22 protein-coding genes are annotated in these 22606 nt (G+C 30.0%); 8 read left to right on the top strand and 14 right to left on the bottom strand.

Features of this window, described 5'->3' with window-relative positions:
- Positions 1-153: 153 nt before the first annotated feature.
- The 6 genes from H0I27_RS06930 (at position 154) to H0I27_RS06905 (ending at position 6023) form a co-directional block, all read left to right on the top strand.
- Positions 154-1347: a retropepsin-like aspartic protease gene (locus tag H0I27_RS06930; RefSeq protein WP_218733103.1), complete on the top strand. Its 1194-nt coding sequence runs from the start codon at positions 154-156 to the stop codon at positions 1345-1347.
- Positions 1348-1482: 135 nt separating this feature from the next.
- Positions 1483-2670 (top strand): NAD(P)-dependent oxidoreductase, encoded by a 1188-nt coding sequence (locus tag H0I27_RS06925; RefSeq protein ID WP_218733102.1) that lies wholly within the window; start codon positions 1483-1485, stop codon positions 2668-2670.
- A 68-nt stretch (positions 2671-2738) separates the two neighbouring features.
- Positions 2739-3386, top strand: a complete 648-nt coding sequence (gene pdxH, locus H0I27_RS06920) for a pyridoxamine 5'-phosphate oxidase (RefSeq protein WP_218733101.1) — start codon at positions 2739-2741, stop codon at positions 3384-3386.
- 34 nt (positions 3387-3420) lie between these two features.
- Entirely contained in the window at positions 3421-3909 is a 489-nt protein-coding gene (locus H0I27_RS06915) for a histidine phosphatase family protein (protein WP_218733100.1), read from the top strand.
- A gap of 6 nt (positions 3910-3915) precedes the next feature.
- Positions 3916-4812 carry a Ppx/GppA phosphatase family protein gene (locus H0I27_RS06910; protein ID WP_218733099.1) on the top strand — a complete coding sequence of 299 codons (897 nt, stop codon included), beginning with the start codon at positions 3916-3918 and terminating at the stop codon, positions 4810-4812.
- A 110-nt stretch (positions 4813-4922) separates the two neighbouring features.
- Complete coding sequence (locus tag H0I27_RS06905; RefSeq protein ID WP_218733098.1) at positions 4923-6023, top strand: OmpA family protein; 1101 nt, start codon at positions 4923-4925, stop codon at positions 6021-6023.
- 124 nt (positions 6024-6147) lie between these two features.
- Here H0I27_RS06905 and H0I27_RS06900 read toward each other — a convergent pair whose 3' ends face one another.
- The 13 genes from H0I27_RS06900 to H0I27_RS06840 all read right to left on the bottom strand — a co-directional run bounded on the left by H0I27_RS06900 (position 6148) and on the right by H0I27_RS06840 (position 18887).
- Positions 6148-6636, bottom strand: a complete 489-nt coding sequence (locus H0I27_RS06900) for a thioredoxin family protein (protein WP_218733097.1) — start codon at positions 6634-6636, stop codon at positions 6148-6150.
- Between the two features lie 486 nt (positions 6637-7122).
- Entirely contained in the window at positions 7123-8214 is a 1092-nt protein-coding gene (locus tag H0I27_RS06895; RefSeq protein WP_218733096.1) for an AMP-binding protein, read from the bottom strand.
- Positions 8211-9176 (bottom strand): CPBP family intramembrane glutamic endopeptidase, encoded by a 966-nt coding sequence (locus tag H0I27_RS06890; RefSeq protein WP_218733095.1) that lies wholly within the window; start codon positions 9174-9176, stop codon positions 8211-8213. Before H0I27_RS06890 ends, H0I27_RS06895 begins: the two co-directional genes overlap by 4 nt.
- A gap of 2 nt (positions 9177-9178) precedes the next feature.
- Positions 9179-10216, bottom strand: coding sequence for an o-succinylbenzoate synthase (locus H0I27_RS06885; RefSeq protein ID WP_218733094.1), 1038 nt, complete (start codon positions 10214-10216; stop codon positions 9179-9181).
- A gap of 104 nt (positions 10217-10320) precedes the next feature.
- A complete protein-coding gene (locus tag H0I27_RS06880) occupies positions 10321-10845 on the bottom strand; it encodes an SRPBCC family protein (RefSeq protein WP_218733093.1) in 525 nt (174 codons plus the stop codon).
- A gap of 1 nt (position 10846) precedes the next feature.
- Positions 10847-11524 carry a metal-dependent hydrolase gene (locus H0I27_RS06875; RefSeq protein WP_218733092.1) on the bottom strand — a complete coding sequence of 226 codons (678 nt, stop codon included), beginning with the start codon at positions 11522-11524 and terminating at the stop codon, positions 10847-10849.
- A 27-nt stretch (positions 11525-11551) separates the two neighbouring features.
- Complete coding sequence (gene menA / locus H0I27_RS06870) at positions 11552-12463, bottom strand: 1,4-dihydroxy-2-naphthoate octaprenyltransferase (protein WP_218733091.1); 912 nt, start codon at positions 12461-12463, stop codon at positions 11552-11554.
- The gene (locus H0I27_RS06865; RefSeq protein WP_218733090.1) at positions 12454-13953 is read right to left on the bottom strand and encodes a PH domain-containing protein; all 1500 of its coding nucleotides are present in this window, start codon (positions 13951-13953) and stop codon (positions 12454-12456) included. Before H0I27_RS06865 ends, menA begins: the two co-directional genes overlap by 10 nt.
- Positions 13946-14449 carry a PH domain-containing protein gene (locus H0I27_RS06860; RefSeq protein WP_254712823.1) on the bottom strand — a complete coding sequence of 168 codons (504 nt, stop codon included), beginning with the start codon at positions 14447-14449 and terminating at the stop codon, positions 13946-13948. Before H0I27_RS06860 ends, H0I27_RS06865 begins: the two co-directional genes overlap by 8 nt.
- A gap of 23 nt (positions 14450-14472) precedes the next feature.
- On the bottom strand, positions 14473-15252 hold the full coding sequence (locus H0I27_RS06855; RefSeq protein ID WP_218733089.1) for a (Fe-S)-binding protein: 780 nt from the start codon (positions 15250-15252) through the stop codon (positions 14473-14475).
- Between the two features lie 177 nt (positions 15253-15429).
- Positions 15430-16746 carry a (Fe-S)-binding protein gene (locus H0I27_RS06850; protein WP_218733088.1) on the bottom strand — a complete coding sequence of 439 codons (1317 nt, stop codon included), beginning with the start codon at positions 16744-16746 and terminating at the stop codon, positions 15430-15432.
- A 23-nt stretch (positions 16747-16769) separates the two neighbouring features.
- Positions 16770-17741: an MlaD family protein gene (locus tag H0I27_RS06845; RefSeq protein ID WP_218733087.1), complete on the bottom strand. Its 972-nt coding sequence runs from the start codon at positions 17739-17741 to the stop codon at positions 16770-16772.
- A 54-nt stretch (positions 17742-17795) separates the two neighbouring features.
- On the bottom strand, positions 17796-18887 hold the full coding sequence (locus tag H0I27_RS06840) for an N-acetylmuramoyl-L-alanine amidase (protein WP_218733086.1): 1092 nt from the start codon (positions 18885-18887) through the stop codon (positions 17796-17798).
- Positions 18888-18980: 93 nt separating this feature from the next.
- Between H0I27_RS06840 and H0I27_RS06835 the strand changes: the two genes are divergently transcribed.
- Positions 18981-21641 carry a putative LPS assembly protein LptD gene (locus H0I27_RS06835; RefSeq protein ID WP_218733085.1) on the top strand — a complete coding sequence of 887 codons (2661 nt, stop codon included), beginning with the start codon at positions 18981-18983 and terminating at the stop codon, positions 21639-21641.
- A gap of 191 nt (positions 21642-21832) precedes the next feature.
- The gene (locus tag H0I27_RS06830) at positions 21833-22213 is read left to right on the top strand and encodes a RidA family protein (protein ID WP_218733084.1); all 381 of its coding nucleotides are present in this window, start codon (positions 21833-21835) and stop codon (positions 22211-22213) included.
- On the opposite strand, the gene H0I27_RS06825 is transcribed toward H0I27_RS06830, so the two are convergent.
- The gene (locus H0I27_RS06825) at positions 22206-22574 is read right to left on the bottom strand and encodes a methylglyoxal synthase (protein ID WP_068449962.1); all 369 of its coding nucleotides are present in this window, start codon (positions 22572-22574) and stop codon (positions 22206-22208) included. The genes H0I27_RS06830 and H0I27_RS06825 overlap by 8 nt on opposite strands.
- Positions 22575-22606 lie beyond the last annotated feature (32 nt).

Below are 22606 nucleotides of genomic sequence, written 5' to 3'. Positions count from 1 at the left end.
ATCCTTATATCATCAAAAAAATAGTTTGCATTATTAACACCGACACTTTTACGTTACTTTTAGCTGCTAAAAAGTTTAATGTTACTATTATTTATGAAAAACAACACTACTTTAAGTATATAAATTGTTAAAAACACTAGAATAACAAATCCTATGAACAACAGAATAATAGCCTTTTTTATAATTATCTTATTAAGTAGTTGCGTAACATACAATTATAAAAAACAGGGGTTTGTAACCAAGAAAGAATACTTAAAAGAAATTCCTTTTACCTACGAAAACGGATTTATATTTATACCAGTAACAATTCAAGAAAAAGAGTATAATTTCCTTCTTGATACAGGAGCTGAATTAAACCTAATTGCCCCAACAATATCAAGTGAATTAAATGTAAAACAGCTAAAAAAAGGAACTGTTTCAAATGGTAGTGATTCAGTAAAAAAAGTAGAGAGAGTTCAAATAAATTCTATAAAAATAGCAGGTATTGAATTCCGGGAGACTGTTAGTTTAATTTGGGACGTATCTAAATTTGGAAAATATATTAGATGTAAAAAAATAGACGGTATCATTGGAAATAATTTGATGAGAAAAGCCAATTGGCAAATAGATTATCAAAAGCAAACTATTAGAATTACAGATAACAGTGAAAGATTTGAAATATCAAGTAATTCTAAAAAAGTAAAAATGAATTCTGAAGAGGTTGGTAATATTCATTTTAACCTAAAAATAGGTCAAAAATCAAATTATTTTACTTTTGACACTGGGTTTAATGGCTTTATTCAAACAGGAGATACAACTTTATTAAAAAACAATCCGTCGATTACAAAGGTTGGAATAAAAGGTTTTAATTTTACAGGAGCAAAACAAGGAGAGACACACTTTAAAAAGCTAGATAGTTTTCAAATAAACGAACAACTATTTAAGCAACCTTCTTACCTCTTAATTAAACCAGGAAACTCTTCCCTTTTAGGTAATGACTTTTATGAAAACTACACCATTACAATAGACTGGAAAAATGATTATTTAATTTTAGATAAGACAGAAAAATTAGATTCTATTCTGCCAAATATTTACGAAGTTGGTTTTTTTACAGATTATGAAAATAATACAGTTACAGTAGCTAACATATATGATAAAAGCAAACTGGTTGGAAAAATAAAGCCGAATTCAAAAGTGCTAAAAATCAACAATATAGATTTAATTGAGTTAAAAATAACAGGTAAATTCTGTGACTTGTGGAAAAAAGAATGGAAAAAGTTAATTACCAACGACATTTTAAAAATTGTTATAGAATCTGATGGAATACAACAAACAGTAGAGATAAACAAAATTAAAACACCTTGGTAATATCCTATAAAATTAACTACAGGTTTTAACCTATTTTATAAAGTAGTAAGTTGCCGATTTACTTTCGCCTTTTAGTACTTAAAACAAGTAAAAAATCTTAAAAAACAATAATTCCTGTTTGTATAAATTAATATCATGAAAAAATCAATTTCAATTATTGGCTCCGGACCTTCTACCCTACTTTTAGCCGCTTTTTTAGATACCAAAAAATTTGATATTACTATTTATGAAAAAAATAAAACAGCAGGAAGAAAACTATTAGTCGCAGGAAAAGGTGGCTTTAATTTGACACATTCAGAACCTATTCTAGATTTTATTGAACGCTATACTCCTAATGATGTTTTAAAAGATGCTTTACTAAGTTTCACCAATGATGATTTTAGAAATTGGTTACAATCCATAGGAATTCCTACGTATATTGGTAGTAGCAAAAGAATTTATCCAGAAGAAGGTATAAAACCAATTATTGTTTTAAATACTATTTTAAATCATTTAAAAGGAAAAGGAATTGTTTTTAAATACGAACATACTTTTTCTGGTTGGGATGCAGAAAATAATTTAATAGTTAATGATGCAATTATTCATTCTGATTATACCATTTTCTCTTTAGGCGGTGCAAGTTGGAAAATTACTGGTTCTGACGGAAGTTGGTTAGAAACGTTTCAAGAAAAAGGTGTAAACACGACTCCGTTTGAAGCTTCTAATTGTGCTTTTAAAATTGATTGGAATCTAGATTTCATCAAAGAAAACGAAGGAAACCCTTTAAAAAACATTGCTATTTCTTGTGCTGACAAAACACAAAAAGGAGAAGCTGTAATTACCAAATTTGGAATAGAAGGAAATGCTATTTACGCATTGAGTCCGCAGATTAGAACACAACTAAAATCCGAAGAAAAAGCAATGGTTTACATCGATTTTAAACCTACTTTTTCACTAGAAGAAGTGAGCAATAAAATTATAAATCCCTCTTTTAAAAACACCACACAAATTTTAAAAAAAGGATTAAAATTAAGCACTTCTCAAATAGAGTTACTTAAAATGCATCTTTCTAAAGAAGCATATCTAGATGCAACAATTTTATCAAAATATATTAAAAAATTTCCTATAGAAATTACAGGCTTAGGAAAGTTAAATGCTGCCATCTCTACGGTTGGTGGAATTGAATTAAATGCAGTAGACACTCATTTTCAGCTACATAAAATTCCAAATCAATTTTGTATTGGAGAAATGTTAAATTGGGATGCTCCAACTGGAGGATATTTAATTCAAGGTTGTGCAAGTTCTGGAGTTTATCTTGCAAAACATATCAATAAAAATCTTTAAAAAGGGGGATTTAGAGTGTTAATACTCTTAAAATATTCTGTATTTTTACTCTATAGAATTTATATATAATGTCTAAAGATTTAAGTAATTACAGAAAATCCTACGAAAAACAAGAACTTTTAGAAAGTACTTGTCCAGAAAATCCTATGGAATTTTTCCAAACTTGGTTTCTAAAAGCCGATACATCAAACATGGTAGATGAAAGTAATGCCATGACTGTATCTTCCATTGGTTTAGATGGTTTTCCTAAAAGCAGAGTTGTTTTATTAAAAAAGTTCACTTGGGAAGGTTTTATTTTTTACACCAATTACAATTCAGAAAAAGGAAAAGCAATTGCAGCCAATAACAATATCTGTTTATCTTTCTTCTGGCCTGCGCTAGAACAACAAATTATTATAAAAGGAAACGCAGAAATATTAGCCGAAAACTTATCTGACGGTTATTTTGAATCTAGACCAGACGGTAGCAAATTAGGTGCTTGGGCATCTAACCAAAGTGATATAGTTACTTCTAGAGAAGAATTAGATGGTAACCTAAAAACTTTTGAAAACAAATTTGAAGGAAAAGAAATACTAAGACCTAAGCATTGGGGAGGTTATTTGGTAAAACCAATTTCTATAGAATTTTGGCAAGGGAGACCAAATAGAATGCATGACAGAATAAGATATACCTTAGAAGAAGATTTTTCTTGGAAAAAAGAAAGATTAGCACCATAAATTTTTATATTTACAACTCAACAATTAGAATTGAATGAAAACTTTATACATTGTTAGACATGCAAAATCTTCTTGGGAATACTCAGGAATAGAAGATATTGACAGACCTCTAAAAAAACGCGGCATAAAAGACGCACATTTAATGTCTAAATTCTTATCAACAGAAATAGACAGACCAGATGTTTTTGTATCAAGTAGTGCCAATAGAGCATTACATACATCAATTATTTTTTGTGAAAACTTCGAGTTTCCTTTATCAAACCTTCAAGTAAAAAGACAATTATATAGCTTTAGTGATGGTTATTTGGTAAAAACAGTAAATGCTTTAGATGACGGCTTTAATTCTGCCATCATTTTTAGTCATGATCACGGTATCAATACCTTTGTAAATAAGTTTGGTAACAAACCTATTTCGCATGTATCAACTTGCGGAGTTGTAGGTATTCAGTTCGAAGATAAACATTGGAAAAACATAAAAAAAGGGAAAACGTTTATGATAGAATTCCCTAAGAACCATAAATAAAATAGTTTGTTAGAAATTAAAAAATATGGAGCTATAGACATTGGATCAAATGCAATTAGATTACTAATATCCAACGTTATAGTATCTGACGACAAAGAGCCTCAGTTTAAAAAATCTTCTTTAGTACGTGTTCCTATTCGTTTAGGAGCAGATGCTTTTGTTGGCGGAATTATCTGCGAGAAAAACATTACCAGAATGATTAATGCTATGGAAGCATTTAAATTATTAATGGATGTAAATGGTGTAGAAAGGTATAAAGCCTGTGCAACCTCTGCAATGAGAGAAGCAGAAAACGGTAAGGAAGTTGTTGAAAAAATTTTTAAAGAAACTGGTGTAAAAATTGATATTATTGGTGGTAAAGAAGAAGCCGCTATAATTTCATCTACAGATCTAAATCAATTAATACAAGGTGATAATTCTTACCTTTATGTTGATGTTGGTGGTGGTAGTACAGAGTTTACCATATTTTCTGAAGGTAAAATTCTTACTTCAAAATCTTTTAAAATGGGAACAGTACGTTTGTTAAGTAACAAAAAAGCTGTGAACAAAGAAATGTTTGCCAACGTAGAAAAATGGATAAAGAAAAATACTAAAGATTTAAAGAAAGTATCTTTAATTGGTTCTGGCGGTAACATTAATAAGTTATTTAAAATGTCTGGACGAGCAGAAGGAAAACCTATTTCTTATATTTATCTAAATGCTCAATATCAATTCTTAAAACAAATGACTTATGATGAACGCATTTCTGAGTTAAGTTTAAACCCAGATAGAGCAGATGTTATTATACCAGCAACCAAAATTTACTTGTCTGCTATGAAATGGAGTGGCGCTAGAAAAATTTATGTTCCTAAAATTGGACTTTCTGACGGAATAATTAAAAGCTTATTTTACAATAAGTTGTAATTTTTTTATGATTTCTTTAACATAATTTGTATTTTTGAGTAACGTGATGTGACTTACTAAAAAAGTTTGTGTCATAAAATTGAACTATTAACACAAAATACAAGTTTATTATGAAAAAAATTTTACTAAGTGCTACATTATTAATGTTTGGAGCAGCAGCGTTTGCTCAAGACTTACCACAGAATCCAGAACCAGGAAAGTGTTATGTTCGATGTAAAACTCCAGAAGTTTGGAAAAACGAAGATGTAACGATAGAAGTAGCTCCGGCTTACAAAAAAATTGTTACACATCCTGCAGAATACAACACAATAACAGAAAGAGTTCTAATTAAAGAAGCTGGACAACGTTTAGTTGTTGTACCTGCTGTATGGGAAAACAAAACAGTTAGCTATACTGCCAAAGTAGATGCAAATAAGTTAAGTGTAGTTAATGCTACTTTTAATTCAGATTCTCAAACAATAGAAACAAAAGCTGCTTCTGCTAATTGGGAAATGAGTGAAAAAGCACCTGATTGTGAATCTAGCGACCCTAACGACTGTAGATACTGGTGTTTTGTACCTGTTGCTGCTCAATATGTAACAGTACCTTTAACTAAATTAGATAAAGACGCAACTACTGTATCTAACAAAGTTCCTGGATATGATAAAACATATACTACTAAAGTAATGGTAACGCCACCAACTACTAAATCTATTGAAATTCCTGCAGAATACGGAAGCATCAATAAAACAGTTTTAGTAAAAGATGCATGGCAAGAAGAAGTTACTGTTGATGCTAAATACAAAACAGTTACTAAAGAAATTTTAGTTAATAAAGGAGGCTTAACAACTTGGAAAGAGGTTGAATGTGAATTAGTAAACAATACAATTTTACCAATTAACTGGAATTTAGGAAGCGCTACTTTAACTTCTACAGCTAAAGGAATTATCGATACAAGATTATTACCTGTTTTAAAAACTGGTGTATCTGTAGCTTTAGAATCTCATACAGACTCTAGAGGTACTAAATCATCTAACCAAGACTTGTCTGAAAGAAGAGCTCAAGCAGTAACTAACTATTTAATTTCTAAAGGTATTAACCCAAGTAAATTAACTGGTAATGGTTACGGTGAAGCTAAATTAACTAACAGATGTGCTGATGGTGTTTCTTGTACAGAAGCGCAACACAGAGCTAATAGAAGAACTACATTTAGAGTAGTGAATGAAAAATAATTTTATTTTTCTAATATAATTTAGAACAACAAAAACCGAAGCATATTGCTTCGGTTTTTGTTGTTCTAAAACTATATATAATGAACCTATAACGGAAAGTGTTGTTAAGTTATAAGTATATTTTTTAATAATTTTCGATAACAGATTGAATAAAAGGATAATAATAATCGGTAAGAATTAATCCTTTTTTATAGCCGATCATTTTACCTTTATGATTTACAAACACTAACGTAGGAAAAGATCTTATTTTAAATTTTCTCTTTAATTCATTATTTACTTCTAAAGTCTCCGCAGAAATTAAATCTACATTTCTAGGACTATCTGCCTCATACAATACTAAATCTTTATCTGCTATAGCCTTAAATTTTTCTGTATGAAAAAGTTTCTTATCTAAAATAATACAGGGACCACACCAATCTGATCCTGTAAAATAAATAAGTACTGGTTTATTTTCTTTTTTAGACTTCTTTAAAGCATCGTTAAAAGAAGGTTCCCAGTTTATATGAACTGAATCTTCTATATTAACTTCTTGCTTTTCTATTGGGTGTTCTTGTGCTACAATATATGTAATGGAAAAAAAACAAATAGTAAATCCTAAAATAACTTTTTTCATGAATGGTAATTTCATCAAAAATATCAAAAATAATACCATAAAAAAAACTCCATAGAAAATTCCCCTTAATTAGGCGTTAAAAGAAGATAGTATCTCTCAATTAAAAAAGTAAATCCGGTAAAAACATTAGGAATAAAAAAAGAAAAAGCCGTAATTAGAAAATTACGACCTTAGGTTATTCTTAGAATATAATAAATTCAATCCCCCAATTTAATTATTATGTATTATCGTCAGAATAAATACAAATATATAAAAAATATAAATATTTTTCAAGATAACTGTAACATTTAGTTATTAATTATGGTAAATTCAAAATAATGATAAGAATAATATAATATTATTAAATAGCTAAGAAATTTTGAGCACTATTATATGAATCTTAAATGTATCGAATTATCCTTTTATTATTTCAGAGAGAAAGTTTCTCTTTCGGATATAATATTAGAAAGAATGAAATATTAAAAATAAATGTATAAACCTAGCTTCTTATTTTAATAAACCTAAGGTCTTGGTACGTTGAATTTTATTTGTTTCGGTATCTATAAAACTAGCAACAAAATAAATTTCTTTTGGAATCTCGAATTTAGTAAGTGTTTTTAATTGCTTTATTTTTAATTTTAAGGCTACTTCTTCATCTAATGATGCAAATGGTTGTTCTATCATTAAAACAAGCTTCTGCCCTAGCTTATCATCTGATATACCTGCAACAAAAAAACGTTTGCTTATTATTTTCGATAACTTTTCTTCTATTTTTTCTGGATGCAATTTTACTCCTCCTGAGTTTATTACATTATCTAAACGACCTAACCATTCAAATTGATCATCAGAAACTAAATGAATGATATCATTTGTAAAAATCACTTCATTGGAAACCTTTGGCGCTTTAATTACCAGACAGTTTCTAACATCTTTATAGATTTCTACATTTGGTAGTGTTTTATAAAAGTCCTTTTGAAAAGATTCATTACTATTATTGTTTTGTAATGATGAAAAACTATTCAACCTTTTAACGGCAATATGAGTAATGGTTTCCGTCATCCCGTAAGTTGCAAAAACACTACAATTAGAAGCCTGAATTTTATCTTGTAATTGACTAGAAACTACGCCTCCACCAACAATTAATTTTTTAATTAAATTTAAAGACTTGATAGAATTCTCCAACTGTAACGGAACCATTGCAGAAAAATCATACTGTTTTTTTATCCCACGTAGTGGATAAGAAGATGGTGCTACCATATCTAAATGCCAGCCTAAGATTAAAGCACGAATCAACATCATTTTACCCGCAATGTATTCTGTAGGCAAACATAACAATGCTGTTGTATTTTCTTTTAAATCAAAAAAACTACCAGTAGCCAAAGCAGAATTGATCATCTGCTTTTTATGCAATTTTATGTTTTTTGGAACACCTGTAGAACCAGAAGTTTTCACTGTAATAAAAGCATCGGCTGAAAACCAACTTTCTAAAAATGGATATATTTCATCAGAAAAACGAGATGTATACGATAGAATTTCATCTACAGAAGCAAATGAAACCTCATTTAATTGAAAGTTGCTATGAAACTTATCTATTTTCAATCTTCTAAAATTCTATAATTTTCTTTTAAATTAACAGGTTCAGTAATCTTACCTGTTAGTTTTTCTTTCCAATTTTTCCATCCATATTTTTTAGAAAAAATAAATAATAGAATTGGATATAAAACCAACACAGGAAAAAACATTTCCCACCCTACAGAAGGTTCTGAGGTATCTACATACAATGCATCCGTTTGAAAAACAGTCCAATTTGTAGTTACAAAAAATGCAGCTACAATATTATTTATAGCATGTAAACCAATTGCCAATTCAGTTCCTTCGTCCATTAAGGTGGTAATTCCGTAAAAGAATCCTGTTCCAATATAAAAAACCATAGAAATGTAACCTAGTTTCTCTACCTCTGGATTTGCGCCATGTAATAACCCAAAACAAACTGAAGTGATAATTAAAGGCACCCATCTATTTTTAGCTAAAATACCCAAACCTTGCATAAAGTATCCTCTAAACAACAACTCTTCAAAACTAGTTTGAAAAGGTAAAAACAAAAAAGAAACTGCTATTAAAGTAAAGAAAGGTATCGGTTTAAAATTCCACTCATAACTTTCTGGAGACAGAAAAATACCACTCATAATTACAACGGCAGAAACGATTCCCCAAGTAATAAAGCCAAACCAAAAACGTTTCCAATCTATCGACTTTCTACTGGTAACCAAAGATGTTAAAGTTCTTTTATGAATGTACTTAATTGCTATTAAAAGACTGACTAAGCCAAAAAAGAACATTAAGATCATAAAAAAAAGGAAGAGATTTTTATCGATATCTAACGTCATAAAATTATTTTGAGCCGCCGCAGTAAACCCTGCTATATCTACAGAATGCATATAAGCTAAAACTGTTAAAGGCAATACACCTACAATTTGCCAGCCAACAAAAACCACCATGATGGTTAATACCCAATGAAACCATTCATTTTTTCCTTTATATGCTTGTTGTATAAAATTCATATTTATAAATTAAAATCCCAATTTTGAGTTTGATTATAATGCAAAGCTCCATTTTTAACTTCTAACGGACTCGTAAAATTATTTGTAAACAAGCCACCTGTTCCTAAGCCTTGTGGTAAATTACTTTTTAATGTATGTGTAAATTGCACAATAGCATTCAAGCCAATATTACTTTCTAATGCAGAAGTTATCCACCAATCAGCATTTATTGCTTCTGCACATTTAATCCATTCTAAACTCCCGGCAAAACCACCAATTAAACTCGGTTTTAAAATGATAAACTGAGGTTGAATTGTTTGTAACATTTGTTTTTTGGCTTCGGATGAAAATATACCTATCAACTCTTCATCCAATGCAATTGGCAAAGGTGTCTTGGCACATAAAACAGCCATTTCTTGAACTTGCCCTTGTTTGATGGGTTGTTCTATAGAATGAATTTCTAATTCTGATAAACGCTTTAATTTTTCTAACGCATTTTTAGGATTAAAAGCACCATTTGCATCTACCCTTAATTCTATTTCTTTGGATGAAAATTCTTTTCGGATGGATTTTAACAATGCTATTTCTGCTTCAAAATCAATAGCACCAATTTTCATTTTGATGCAAGAAAAACCAGATTCTAATTTTTCTTTGATTTGCTTTTTCATAAACGCTTTTTCTCCCATCCAGATAAGTCCATTTATGGCAATAGCTTCATTTCCATTTGTAAATTCTGATGGAAACAATGTAAACTTATCTTCGCTTTTAAGGGATAAAAAAGCCTGTTCTAGTCCAAATTGTATGGATGGAAATTCACAAAGCTCTTTAAGCAAAAACACCAAACCTTTGTTAATATTTGTACAAGCCCAAATTAGTTTTTCTTCATAATTAACAACATCATCTATACTTAAACCTCTAAACAAACCAGTTTCACCAATACCTGTTTTACCATTTTGCTCTAAAATAATAAACCACGTTTCTTTGGTTCTTAAAATTCCACGTGAAGTTCCACTTGGATTTTTAAAATTGAGGATATATTTTTTATGAGTAGCGTGTATCAAAAGAATTTATTTTTTATAAAATATTTATATGAATACCGTCTTTTTAGTGCTTTACCACAGCTAATAAAATATTTTTAACGGTCTTTTCAACAAAAAAAGAAGAATTAATCTTCTGTTTTATCTTCTACAAAAGCTTTAAAATTATCTAAATAAGATTGATCTTGCTCCATGAATGTTCCTTTAAAATAGGGAAAAACACAAGCCATTAGAAAGGTGTCACTTTGGCAACTTGCATTTAAAGTAACGGTGGTAACTCCGTCTTTTTCTGTAAAAATATAATCGTCTTTTTTAAGCATACCCTGTGCATTAAAAAACAAGGTTACTTTTTCATTAGGTACATATGCCAACACCTTTTCGGTCATTGTAATTTCTTGCCCTTGGTTTAAAACCACTATTTTATAGATGCTTCCTATTTTTCCTGGATTTTCATTAACTACCTCAAAAGACTGTACTTCTGGAATCCAGTTATTTACATCCTCCGAATTATTAAAAGCTGTAAAAACCTCGTCTACAGACTTATCTATAGACACTTCTGCCGTATACGTTGTTTCTTTTACAATTAAACCTGTTAGTAAAAAAATCACTATAAAGGTAGATATGATTATTAATATTACTTTTATTGTTTTCATTTTATAATTTTATATTTCCTCCTATTTCTAATATAACTAATTCTTTATTTTTTGATGAGAATTTAATTTTGGCATCATTTACATCTATTTCAATTGGAAGAAAAGTATCAAAATGACAGCCTATTATTTTGGTACACTCCACTAAATCACTTGCAATAATTGCGTCTTCAACTCCCATTGTAAACGTATCTCCAATAGGAAAAATAGCCGCATCAAGTTTTGTTGTTAAAGGAATTAGTTTCATATCCATGGTAACAGCAGTATCTCCTGCAACATATAAGTTTTTATCTTTAGATGAAATAACAAAACCACCTGGCTCACCGCCATACGTGCCATCTGCAAAAGATGAAGTATGAATTGCATTTACATATTTGGCAGAAAAGTGCTCCGTTTTAAAAGTCCCTCCATGATTTAATGCAGTTACTTCTAAATCTTTTGCACCATAGTACATGGCTATTTCATAGTTAGAAACAATGACTGCCTTTGTTCTTTCTGCAATTATTTCTACATCTAAAACATGGTCTTGATGCGCGTGAGTTAATAAAATAAAATCTGCTTTAAGAGTAGAAATATCTATATGAGAAGCCAATGCATTCCCCGAAATAAACGGATCTACTAAAATAGTTACTTTATTAATTTCTATAGAAAAACAAGAATGCCCTAAATATTTAATCTTCATATTTTACAATTATAATTGAATTCTAATTTACAATATTTGTCCAATTCCAAAAAGGATTGCAAACAAAAAAGTACTCAATGCTACTTTCTTTAATTCACTATCTAATTCCGAAGGTATCGTGTTGTTTGCAACAGTTTTTACGTTTTTAATTAATGGCACAAAAGCCATCAAGAAAATAAGTTGATAAACAAATTTAAAATCTAAAAAAGTATATATACAAGCAGTAATTAAAGCACCAAAAATCAATCCATAATGGTATTTTTTTGCCTTTAATATTCCTAACTTTACCACTAGGGTATTTTTATTATTTTTTTGATCCTCTTCCCTATCTCGTAAATTGTTAAGGTTTAAAACTGCTGTACTAAGCAAGCCAACAGATATTGCGGGTAGAAAAATAGTATAATCCACCTGTTTTGTGTACAAGAAATAACTACCTACTACACTTAACAAACCAAAGAATAGAAAAACAAAAATATCTCCAAAACCACTATAACCATAGGCTGAATTACCAACTGTATATTTTATAGCTGCTGCAATAGAAGCAATTCCTAAGCCTAAAAATAATATTGAATACCCAAAATTTTCTTTTCCGAATGAAACATAAATTAGCAATAACGCAATTATCAACGTAATAATTGTTGTAATTATCATGGCAGATTTCATTTGTTTCGGAGTAATTGCTCCTGATGAAACCATACGTGCTTCTCCTGTTCTATTTTTATCGGAGCCTTTAATTCCGTCTCCATAATCGTTTGCAAAATTAGACAATACTTGAAAACCAATAGTGGTTAAAATTGCTAACCAAAAAATAGGCGATTCTAAAATTGAAATCTGATTATTTAACTGATCACTTCCTAAAAAACTTCCAACAATAATCCCTGAAACCGATAAAGGTAAGGTTCTTAATCGTGCTGCTTTTACGTAACTTTTTACATCCATAAATCTGTACTACTTTCCACTTTAAATAAAGTATAATTGTAAATTTTTATCGCCTCGCTTTTTTCTATACAAGGAAGTTTAATTTCTCCAGAAGCGGTTTGAAAAACCAAATCTACAACCTTATTTCTTTCTTGAAAAAAAGTTTGCATCATTTTAATATTTTGAACCTTAAAAAACGGTAAATATGTTAAATGAGTGTCAAAAACTCCAGAACCAACTAGTAAAACATCATCGCTTATTTTATAAAATCTTTTATTGAATATTAGATGGACAAAAAGGATAAACAAAGGAACCAATAAAACATTCCCGAAGAAAACCAATCCATCTAAAAAAGTAAGATAAAAAACTCCGTTTAATATCAACAAAAGTATAAAAGACAAAAAATACATTCTCTTTTTTAAATAAACATGCACCTGTTTTTTTTCTAAATCGTCTACTTCAGAAAAACTAAAAAGTATTTCTTTAATCTTACTAACCTGAGCTTTCTTACAACCAACAATTCGTATTAACTTATCCTTTCTTTTTCCACTTACCTTGCCACTAACAGCTTGTTTAAATGTAATAAAGAAAATACCTAGAATCTTTTTTATTGGATTTGTAGAAATAGTAATACTTTGAATTTTATCCTTCTTTAAAATAATAGATTTCTTGGTAAGCAATCCTTGATAAATTTCAAAATTCTGGTCTTTTATAAAAACAGTTAAATTAAAATGAAATAAAAACACTCTCATAAAAGAACTTAAAATGGCTATAAAAACCAGTAAAATAAAGAGCACAATAAATACAAATACGCCTTGATGAAACGAATTACTACTCTTTTCTATGTATTCATTTAGCAAGTAATCTTTTCCAATACCACTAAATAATTGCTCTAATTGCTGATAAAGACCTAATAATAATGCCAGAAAAATAAGCAAACTTTGTAGGTGATTTTCTGTTAAACTAACCTTTAACAATTCTAATAAACTTATTTTTAAAAAAGGTTTTTCAGCAACACTTTCCTGTTTAAGTAAATTAGAATTATAAGATGAAAGTTGACTTTTAAGTGCTTTTGCTTTTTGAAAAGACAATGCTTTTATAGAAATTTCTGTTTTATTAGACCCAGCAGTTTCTATATTAACTTCATGAACATTAATAAGTTGCTGAATAATATTTTGCTTAAAATTAATATTCTGAATTCGATCAAAAGAAATGGAAGTATTTGTTTTTTTTAAAATTCCTTGTTTTAAGATAAAATGATTATTTTGAACCTTAAACTGAAAGTTTTCATAAATCAAAAAAGCTCTAATCAGAAAAAATAGGAACAAAAACCCGAGTCCCATGTAGATGTAGAAAAATGTACTCTCATTAAATTCAGAGAACTTTTGAATAAATAGGAATAGCAAAACCCAAAAAGCTTTTAAGACTTTATATAGTAACTTAAGATAAATTACAAGAATTCCTTTTTTAGACTGTTTAGAAAATTGGCTAAAATCAAACGTATTATTCATTGATTTTTTGACTGATAAATTCTTTTATTTGTATAGCTTCTTTTTTGGTAATACCTTTTATTTCTAAATCATCACTACTATCCCCTGCCGTAAAAACACTTAAGGAAGCCAATTTAAAAAACCTAGAAAAAGGACTTTCATCTACTTCTATATGCTGAACTCTAGAAAATGGTACTGTAGTTATTTTTTTGAAAAACAAGCCACTTTTATAAGAAATATCTTTTTGTCTAACCGCATATTTTCTTTTTTTAAATCCGAAGTAAAGTAAAAGTACTGTAAAAATAAAAACGATTATAAAAGCGATATAAATAAGGTAAACATAAGGACTAATTCCTTGAAGAAAATTATAATAACTTGCAAAGTAAAGCCCTAATAAGACAGCAGTAAAAAGTAATAATACATTAAATAAAATGACTTTTAAATAATTCTTATGAATCCGTTTAAAAGCTATCTCAGTAATATTTGGTAAATTAGAAACAAATTCGTTTTCAAACATTTAAATTATTTTAATGTTTTTATCTACAAATTATTAGCCTCTGCAATTAACTCTGCAATATCTTTAACAACAACCTCTGCTTCTTTTTCTTTAAATTTAATTCCGTCTGTCATCATGGTATTACAATAAGGGCAACCCGTAGCAATAATATTGGGTTTGGTTTCTAAAGCATCTTCTGTTCTTAAAACATTTATCTCCTTATCCCCTTTTTCTGCATCTTTAAACATTTGTGCTCCTCCCGCTCCGCAACATAAAGCGGTAGATTTATTGCGTTTCATTTCGGTTAAATTAACACCTAATCTTTTTATTAATTCTCTAGGAGACTCATACACTTCGTTGGCTCTACCTAAATAACAAGGATCGTGAAACGTAACTCTTTTACCTTTTAAAGTAGTATCATCTATTTTTAAACGACCTGCTGCAATTAAGTCTTGTATAAATTGTGTGTGATGGAAAACTTCATATTTCCCTCCTAAAGAAGGATATTCATTTTTTAAAGTATTAAATGAATGCGGATCGCAAGTAACAATCTTTTTTACTTCGTAACCATTTAACACTTCAATATTCATCATTGCTTGCATTTGAAACAAAAACTCATTTCCTGCTCTTTTTGCCGCATCTCCAGTAGAGGATTCTTCCGTTCCTAAAACAGCAAAATCTACCTTAGCTTGATGTAATATTTTTACAAATGCTCTCGATATTTTTTTTGCTCTATCATCATAACTTCCTGCTGCGCCAACCCAAAACAACACTTCTGGTTGCTTACCTTGAGCCATCATATCTGCCATTGTTGGTACGTTCATAACTTTGATGTTTATTCGTTTAAATGATTAATCGTGTGTTCTCGATACAAATTTATTCGTTCCTATTAAATTCACTCGAACTGACAGGAACTGAAAATAGTAATTGTTTACTGAATACTAATTTTGAAAACTACAGCTTTTTACTACCAGCTGTAACCGTAAACTGTAAACTACTTTTTACTCTTCGTTAGCCCAGTTTAATCTGTCTTGTTGATTGTATTGCCATGGAGCTCCATTATTTTCGATGTTTGTCATCATCATATTTAACTCTTGTGGTGCTGCACTTTCTTCCATTACTAAATATCTTCTCATATCCATAATAATAGAAAGCGGGTCTATATTTACAGGACATTCTTCTACACAAGCATTACAGCTTGTACATGCCCAAAGTTCTTCTGGAGAAATATAATCGTTTAATAATTGCTTACCATCATCAACAAAAACGCCTTTATTAGCATCAATATTTCTACCAACCTCTTCTAAACGATCACGAGTATCCATCATGATTTTTCTTGGAGACAATTCTTTTCCTGTAAGATTTGCAGGACAAGATGATGTACATCTACCACACTCTGTACAGGTATAAGCATTTAATAACTGCACCCAATTTAAATCTGCAACGTCAGAGGCTCCAAATTTTTCTGGAACTGCTTCTTCCGCTCCTTCAGCTGGGGCTGCATAAGGATCTGCATCCGGATCCATCATTAATTTTACTTCCGTAGTAACAGAGTCTAAATTGGTAAACTGCCCTTTTGGATTTAGATTTGCAAAATAGGTATTTGGAAACGCTAATAAGATGTGTAAATGCTTTGAGTAGTATAAGTAGTTTAAGAAAACTAAAATACCTAAAATATGAATCCACCATGCAGTTCTTTCTATTGTATGTAAACCTTCTGGAGAAAAACCGTCAAATAAAGGTGCAATAAACTGACTGATTGTATTCCCTACTCCTGCTTGTTGAAAACTAACGTCTGTTGCGTTCATTACTAAAAACAATGTCATTAACACCATTTCAAAATAAAGGATATAATTTCCATCATTTTTAGGCCAACCTTTCATTTCCTTACTTAAGAAACGTTTAATGTTAGATATATTTCTACGCAACCAAAAAACAATAACAGCAACAAAAACGAGTACTGCTAATACTTCGAAAACACCAATTAAAAATCCGTATATACCATCTCCTAAAAGCCCTTGAAAAACTCTGTGAGTTCCAAATAACCCATCAATAATAATTTCTAAAACTTCTATATTTATAATAATAAAACCAACATACACAATAATGTGAAGAGCTCCTGAAAAAGGTCTTTTTACCATTTTATATTGCCCAAGAGCAATCATCAACATATTTTTTAAACGCTCAGGTTTTTTATCCGTACGATTAACCTCTTTCCCTAATTTTATGTTTCTAAATAATTTGCGAATATTCATCACAAAAAAACTAAGTCCTAAAGCTAATGCTAAAGCAAAGATTATGTTTGGTAAGTATTGCATATTCGTAAAGGGTTTATGTAAAATTAGTTGTTTTCTTCTTTTTCTAATTCGTCGTCTTCATTAGGTGTATAAGGCTTTGCTTTTTTACCAAATAATGAAAAGTGTACAAATCGCTTAGGGTTCAACTTCATTTCTCTAAGCAACTCTTCTAGTTCTTTAGAAGCGTTTTCTAAATTTGTGTACATCGCTTCATCAGTAATTAATTTACCTATAGTACCTTTACCAGAGTTGATACCTTCTAATATTGTATTAACAGAAGTAAGCGTATATTCTGCTTTTTTTACAACCCTACCAATATCTGCATTTGCTAACGTATCTGAAACTTTTGCAAAATTTTCTGTAATTGTTTTTGTATTTTTTACACTTGCTTTTAAATCTGAAGAAGTAGCATCTATCATCCCGTTTACAGATGACATCATTTTATTTACTTCATTTAAAGTTGCCTCTAAGCTAGAAACCGAATTTTTTAGACTATTTTGTGTGTTGGTATCTAAAATATTGTTTACATTTTTAAACAATGAATCTGCTCTTACCATTACTGTCTCTAACTTTGCTTGTATTGGATCTAAACGCTCACCAATAGAAGTAAATAAACTAGATTCAATCTCTCCTTCAAGATAATCTCCAGAAACAGCCACTTCGCCTTCATAATTAGGTATTATTGCTAAGTTAGAACCACCTAAAGGGCTTGGAGAATATATTTTTACAATACTCTTTTTAGAGAAATCAAAATCTTTTTCAATAGCGAAATTAACTACTAATTGCCCTTTTTTATCATTTGACTTATTAAAAGCAATATCTATAACTTTACCTACTTTTAACCCATTAATAGTTACTGAGCTAGACTCCGTTAAACCACCAATATTGGTGTATTCTACTTTAAAATAACGGGTACTTCCATCAAACAAGTTTTGACCTTTTAAAAAATTATATCCCCATATAAATATGAATATAATAACAATAGCTACAATTCCTGTTTTTAATTCTTTAGACATCCATAAAAGTTTAATAACAAAACTACTAATAATTTTTGGTTGAAACCATCAAATCTATTGTATTTTAAGCGCTTCTTGTACAGAGATCTTTTCCCCATTCTTAAAAGCGACAATAAAAGCAGATGTATATCCTTTAGATTTTGCTGCCCTTAAAGATTGTTTTACACTACTATAGTTAGAAGTATTTCCGTAATAATATTTATAAAAGCTCCCCACAGGAACTCTTTCTATATCTCTTAAACCCTTAAAATTATATGCTTTTGTTTCTATTTTATTTTTTCCTGAGGCAACTTGCACTTTGTATTCAATATTACCTATTACTTTGCTTTCTGAGATATTATTGTTTACAGTATTTAGTTTTAAATTACCTATATAATTTAAAACAGCCGCTGTAATGGCAGTTCCCATTTGTTCTTGACCTTTTTTAGAATTTAAGTATCTCCCTTCTGTTTTATTAGTTAAAAAACCTAACTCTACCAGAACACTTGGCATAATTGTTTCTCTTAAAACCTGAAAGTTATCTTGCTTTACCTTTCTATCGTGTCTTTTTAATTTAGATGTAAAACTATGTTGAATTAAACTAGCAATCGCTAAACTTCTATCTAAGTTTTCTTCCTGTAAAAGTGATAATCCGATTACAGATTCTGCTGAGTTAGAATCAAAACCTTTATACTTCTCTTCATAATTATCTTCATAAAAAATAGCAGCATTTTCTCTTTTGGCGATTTCTAGGTTCTTTTTATTACCTCTTAACCCTAAAACAAAAGTACCTGCTCCGTAAGCATTAGAGGTATGAGAGTCGCAATGAATAGACAGAAATAAGTCTGCTTTTGCATGATTTGCAATTTCTCCTCTTTTCCATAAATCAATAAAAACATCATCATCTCTAGTATAAACAACTTTTATATCATTCGCTTTAGATAATTTTTTACCGACAATTAACGCCACTTTTAACGCTATATTCTTTTCTTTATAACCATTACCCATGTTACCAGGGTCTTTACCACCATGGCCTGCATCAATAACAACTACATATTCTTTTTGCCCAAATACTAATGATGAGTTCATTAAAAATGAGAACACAAAGAGAAAAAATAAAAGATTTTTAACTTTGATATTAATTTTGTGATTTTCTTTAATTTGCATCAATAAAATTTAACTAATTTTGGCTTCGTAAATTTGGTGTTTCAAATATTGAGCCATACTTTTAACCTTTATACAAAAATAGCATTAAAAGCCTTGCAAACAAACCTATCATACATTCTTTTATTTTGCAGCATATTTTTTATAGAAATAGGCTTTTCACAAGAACTAAAATCTGAAGATAAAACAGCAATTACTAATGTTGAGAAAGATTCTCTATTTAAAAGTAAGAGAGATTCTTTGGCATTAAAAAACACAGATTCTATTTCTTTAGATTCGATAAAACCTAAAGAGACTATAGAAGACATTATTGTGCATGTTGCTACAGATTACACCATACAAAACGCAAAAGACCAAACGGTTACTCTTTATAACGAAGCAAACATCACCTATACAGACATCGATTTAAAAGCTGGTTTAATTGTTGTTGATTATAAGAAAAACACCCTTTTTGCAAAAGGAATTATAGATAGTACAGGCTATGTGCAACGTCCAATATTTAAACAAGGAAGTCAAGAATCTGAACAAGATTCTATTATCTATAATTTTAAAACTGAAAGAGCTTTAATCTACGGATTAAAAACAAAACAAGGAGAAATGTTTACGTATGGAGAAAAAACCAAACGTATAAATGATTCTACTATATATGTAAGAAACATTCGTTTTACAACCTCAGAAAAGAAAAATCCGGATTATTACATAGCAACTGACAAAGCAAAATTAGTGCCTGGAAAAAAGATTATTGTAGGTACTAGTAATTTAGTTTTAGCAGACATACCTACACCTATATTTTTACCTTTTGCTTATTTTCCTATAACTGAAACAAGTGTATCTGGTTTTTTAATTCCTTCTTTTGATACTGGTAGTAGTGATAGAGGTATTGGTTTTCAGAATGGTGGTTATTATTTTGCCATAAGTGATTATATGGATTTAACTGTTTTAAGTGATGTATACTCTAACGGAAGTTGGGGAGCTAGAATATCATCTAACTATAGACAAAGATATCGCTTTAATGGTTCTTTTAGTTTAAACTTCGAAAACAATATAAGCGGAATTAGAGGTTTTGATGATTATAGTAAATCTAACAATTTTAACATCAGGTGGTCTCATAGTCAAGATACTAAGGCGAGTCCTAACTCTAGGTTTTCTGCTTCTGTAAACCTTGGTAGTAGTAAATTTTTTAGAGAATCTCAAAATCAATATAATATAGCAGAAACATTAACTAATACATTTAACTCTTCTATAAATTATAGTAAAACTTTTGTGGGTACGCCGTTTAACATGAACCTTACCGCTAGTCATCAACAAAACACAAATACTGAAGCTATTACAATGACTTTACCGTCATTGACTGTAAATATGAGTAGAATATACCCATTTGCAGGAAAAAATGGTATCCAAAAAACTCCTATTCAAAAAATGGGGTTTAATTACACCATGCAAGGTCAGTATTTAATTAACACTACAGATGATGAATTTTTTACACCTAAAATGTTTGAAACAGCAAGATCTGGAATGCAACATAAAACAGGAACCAGCACAAACATAAAAGCCTTTAAATACTTTACATTGTCTCCAAGTGCTAATTATGAAGAAACTTGGCAGTTTGATTATATTCAAAAAGATTATGATGTTACCGATAATGTTGTGGTAACTGATACTCTTAGAGGTTTTAAAAGCTATAGAGAGTACAATGCAGGAGTTAGTTTATCTACAAATATTTATGGTACTTTTAATTTTAAGAAAGGAAGATTAAAAACCATTCGTCATACTTTTAGACCTTCTGTTTCCTATTCTTACAGACCAGATTTTAAAGATAAATACATAAAACAAGTACAACAAAGTGCAGATGCTACCGACTTATTAGACTACACTGTCTATGACCAAGGTATATATGGAGCACCTTCTTCTGGATTAAGTAACTCAATCGGTATTTCTTTAAACAACGTTTTAGAAGCAAAAGTGGCTCCGAAAGATCCAGATAGTGATGAAGAAGATGAGAAAATAACCCTTTTAAATAATTTAAACTTTAGTAGTTCTTATAATATTGCAGCCGATAGTTTGCGATGGTCTCCGGTTAGTTTTTCTGCAGGTACACGTTTATTTAAAGACAAGTTATCTGTTAATTTAAGTGGTTCTATGGATCCTTATAAAGTAAATAGCGACGGTGCAAGAATTAACGAGTTTAATGCAAATATTTTAAGGTTAACAAATGCTAATTTAACCGCAAATTACTCTATATCTAGCACTGATTTTGGTAAAGATAAAAAGGACAAATCTAAACAAAGCGCTAACGGAGGAGACAACAATGTAGATGTTATTGGTGCAGATATTAATCCTACCGGTAGAGATAATAGAAACAACGCTAATAATACAGAAGAAACAGATAAAAAGAAAGAAACCCAGCTGTATAAAGCAGACATCCCATGGTCTATCAATTTAGCATACTCTACCAATTATACAAATAATGGTATAGACGGTGGTAGCATTGGTGTGCACAGTATTATGTTTAGTGGTAATTTAGAACTCTCTCCAAAATGGAAAATGGGTTATTCTTCTGGTTACGATGTTAAAGGAGGTGCTTTTACGTTTTCTAGATTTAATTTCACGAGAGACTTAGATAGCTGGCAATTTAATTTCAATTGGGTTCCTTTTGGTACAAATTCATCTTACACCTTTTTTATAGGTGTAAAATCTTCTGTCTTATCAGATCTTAAATGGGATAAAAGCAAACCTGCGGATAGAACGTTGTTTTAAAAAAAAGTATTCAGTATTCAGTATTCAGTATTCAGTATTCAGTATTCAGTATTCAGTATTCAGTATTCAGTATTCAGTATTCAGTATTCAGTATTCAAAACTAAAATACTTAGATTCCCTCGTACGAACAATCGTAAAAACTTATTAACTTTGTTACTTTAGAATTCTCTAATTTAGAAACATAAAATCTAATGAAAAAAATAATAACAACTACAAAAGCACCAGCTCCAATAGGACCTTATAATCAAGCTGTATTAAGCGGAAATACATTATATACTTCTGGCCAAATTGCCATCAATCCAGAAAATGGAGAATTGGTTTTATCTTCCATAAAAGAAGAAACAACTCAGGTAATGGAAAACCTAAAAGAAGTATTAGCTGCCGCTGATATGACTTTCGAAAACGTCATTAAAACTTCTATTTTTATTTCTGACATGAATAATTTCGGAGAAATAAATGCTATTTACGGAAACTATTTTAACGAAGAAACAGCTCCTGCAAGAGAAACTGTAGAAGTAGCTAACTTACCGAAGTTTGTAAATGTAGAAATAAGTGCAATTGCTATTAAATAGCAATTGCCTTCATTAACAAATCTGCAGAAGCAGGGTTTGTTGCTAACGGAACGTTGTGTACGTCACAAATTCTTAACAGCATTATAATATCTGGTTCGTGAGGGTGTTTTGCATGAGGATCTCTAAAAAATAAGACCATATTGCATTTGCCTTCTGCAACTCTTGCTGCAATTTGCGCATCTCCTCCAATAGGACCAGATAAGAATTTTGTAACTACAAAACCCGCTTTTTCTGCTTTAGAACCTGTAGTTCCTGTAGAAACTAACTTTATATTTTTTGTAAGCAAAACCTCTTTGTGTTCATTTAAAAACTGAACCATTTCTGCTTTTTTGCCATCATGTGCAATAATTGCTATTTCCATAAAATAGTATTAAATTTATTTAATCTAAAGAT

The organism is Polaribacter sp. HaHaR_3_91, assembly GCF_019278525.1.
Classification (GTDB): domain Bacteria; phylum Bacteroidota; class Bacteroidia; order Flavobacteriales; family Flavobacteriaceae; genus Polaribacter.
This window is presented reverse-complemented; position numbering and strand designations above follow the sequence as displayed.

Bases quoted from the DNA above. Each gene is read 5' to 3' on its own strand.
- H0I27_RS06875 (WP_218733092.1), bottom strand. From the start codon at position 11,524: ATGAAGATTAAATATTTAGGGCATTCTTGTTTTTCTATAGAAATTAAT.
- H0I27_RS06850 (WP_218733088.1), bottom strand. From the start codon at position 16,746: ATGCAATACTTACCAAACATAATCTTTGCTTTAGCATTAGCTTTAGGA.
- H0I27_RS06925 (WP_218733102.1), top strand. From the start codon at position 1,483: ATGAAAAAATCAATTTCAATTATTGGCTCCGGACCTTCTACCCTACTT.
- H0I27_RS06880 (WP_218733093.1), bottom strand. From the start codon at position 10,845: ATGAAAACAATAAAAGTAATATTAATAATCATATCTACCTTTATAGTG.
- H0I27_RS06930 (WP_218733103.1), top strand. From the start codon at position 154: ATGAACAACAGAATAATAGCCTTTTTTATAATTATCTTATTAAGTAGT.
- H0I27_RS06830 (WP_218733084.1), top strand. From the start codon at position 21,833: ATGAAAAAAATAATAACAACTACAAAAGCACCAGCTCCAATAGGACCT.
- H0I27_RS06840 (WP_218733086.1), bottom strand. From the start codon at position 18,887: ATGCAAATTAAAGAAAATCACAAAATTAATATCAAAGTTAAAAATCTT.
- H0I27_RS06855 (WP_218733089.1), bottom strand. From the start codon at position 15,252: ATGAACGTACCAACAATGGCAGATATGATGGCTCAAGGTAAGCAACCA.
- H0I27_RS06865 (WP_218733090.1), bottom strand. From the start codon at position 13,953: ATGAATAATACGTTTGATTTTAGCCAATTTTCTAAACAGTCTAAAAAA.
- H0I27_RS06905 (WP_218733098.1), top strand. From the start codon at position 4,923: ATGAAAAAAATTTTACTAAGTGCTACATTATTAATGTTTGGAGCAGCA.
- menA (WP_218733091.1), bottom strand. From the start codon at position 12,463: ATGGATGTAAAAAGTTACGTAAAAGCAGCACGATTAAGAACCTTACCT.
- H0I27_RS06900 (WP_218733097.1), bottom strand. From the start codon at position 6,636: ATGAAAAAAGTTATTTTAGGATTTACTATTTGTTTTTTTTCCATTACA.
- H0I27_RS06860 (WP_254712823.1), bottom strand. From the start codon at position 14,449: ATGTTTGAAAACGAATTTGTTTCTAATTTACCAAATATTACTGAGATA.
- pdxH (WP_218733101.1), top strand. From the start codon at position 2,739: ATGTCTAAAGATTTAAGTAATTACAGAAAATCCTACGAAAAACAAGAA.
- H0I27_RS06915 (WP_218733100.1), top strand. From the start codon at position 3,421: ATGAAAACTTTATACATTGTTAGACATGCAAAATCTTCTTGGGAATAC.
- H0I27_RS06890 (WP_218733095.1), bottom strand. From the start codon at position 9,176: ATGAATTTTATACAACAAGCATATAAAGGAAAAAATGAATGGTTTCAT.
- H0I27_RS06845 (WP_218733087.1), bottom strand. From the start codon at position 17,741: ATGTCTAAAGAATTAAAAACAGGAATTGTAGCTATTGTTATTATATTC.
- H0I27_RS06825 (WP_068449962.1), bottom strand. From the start codon at position 22,574: ATGGAAATAGCAATTATTGCACATGATGGCAAAAAAGCAGAAATGGTT.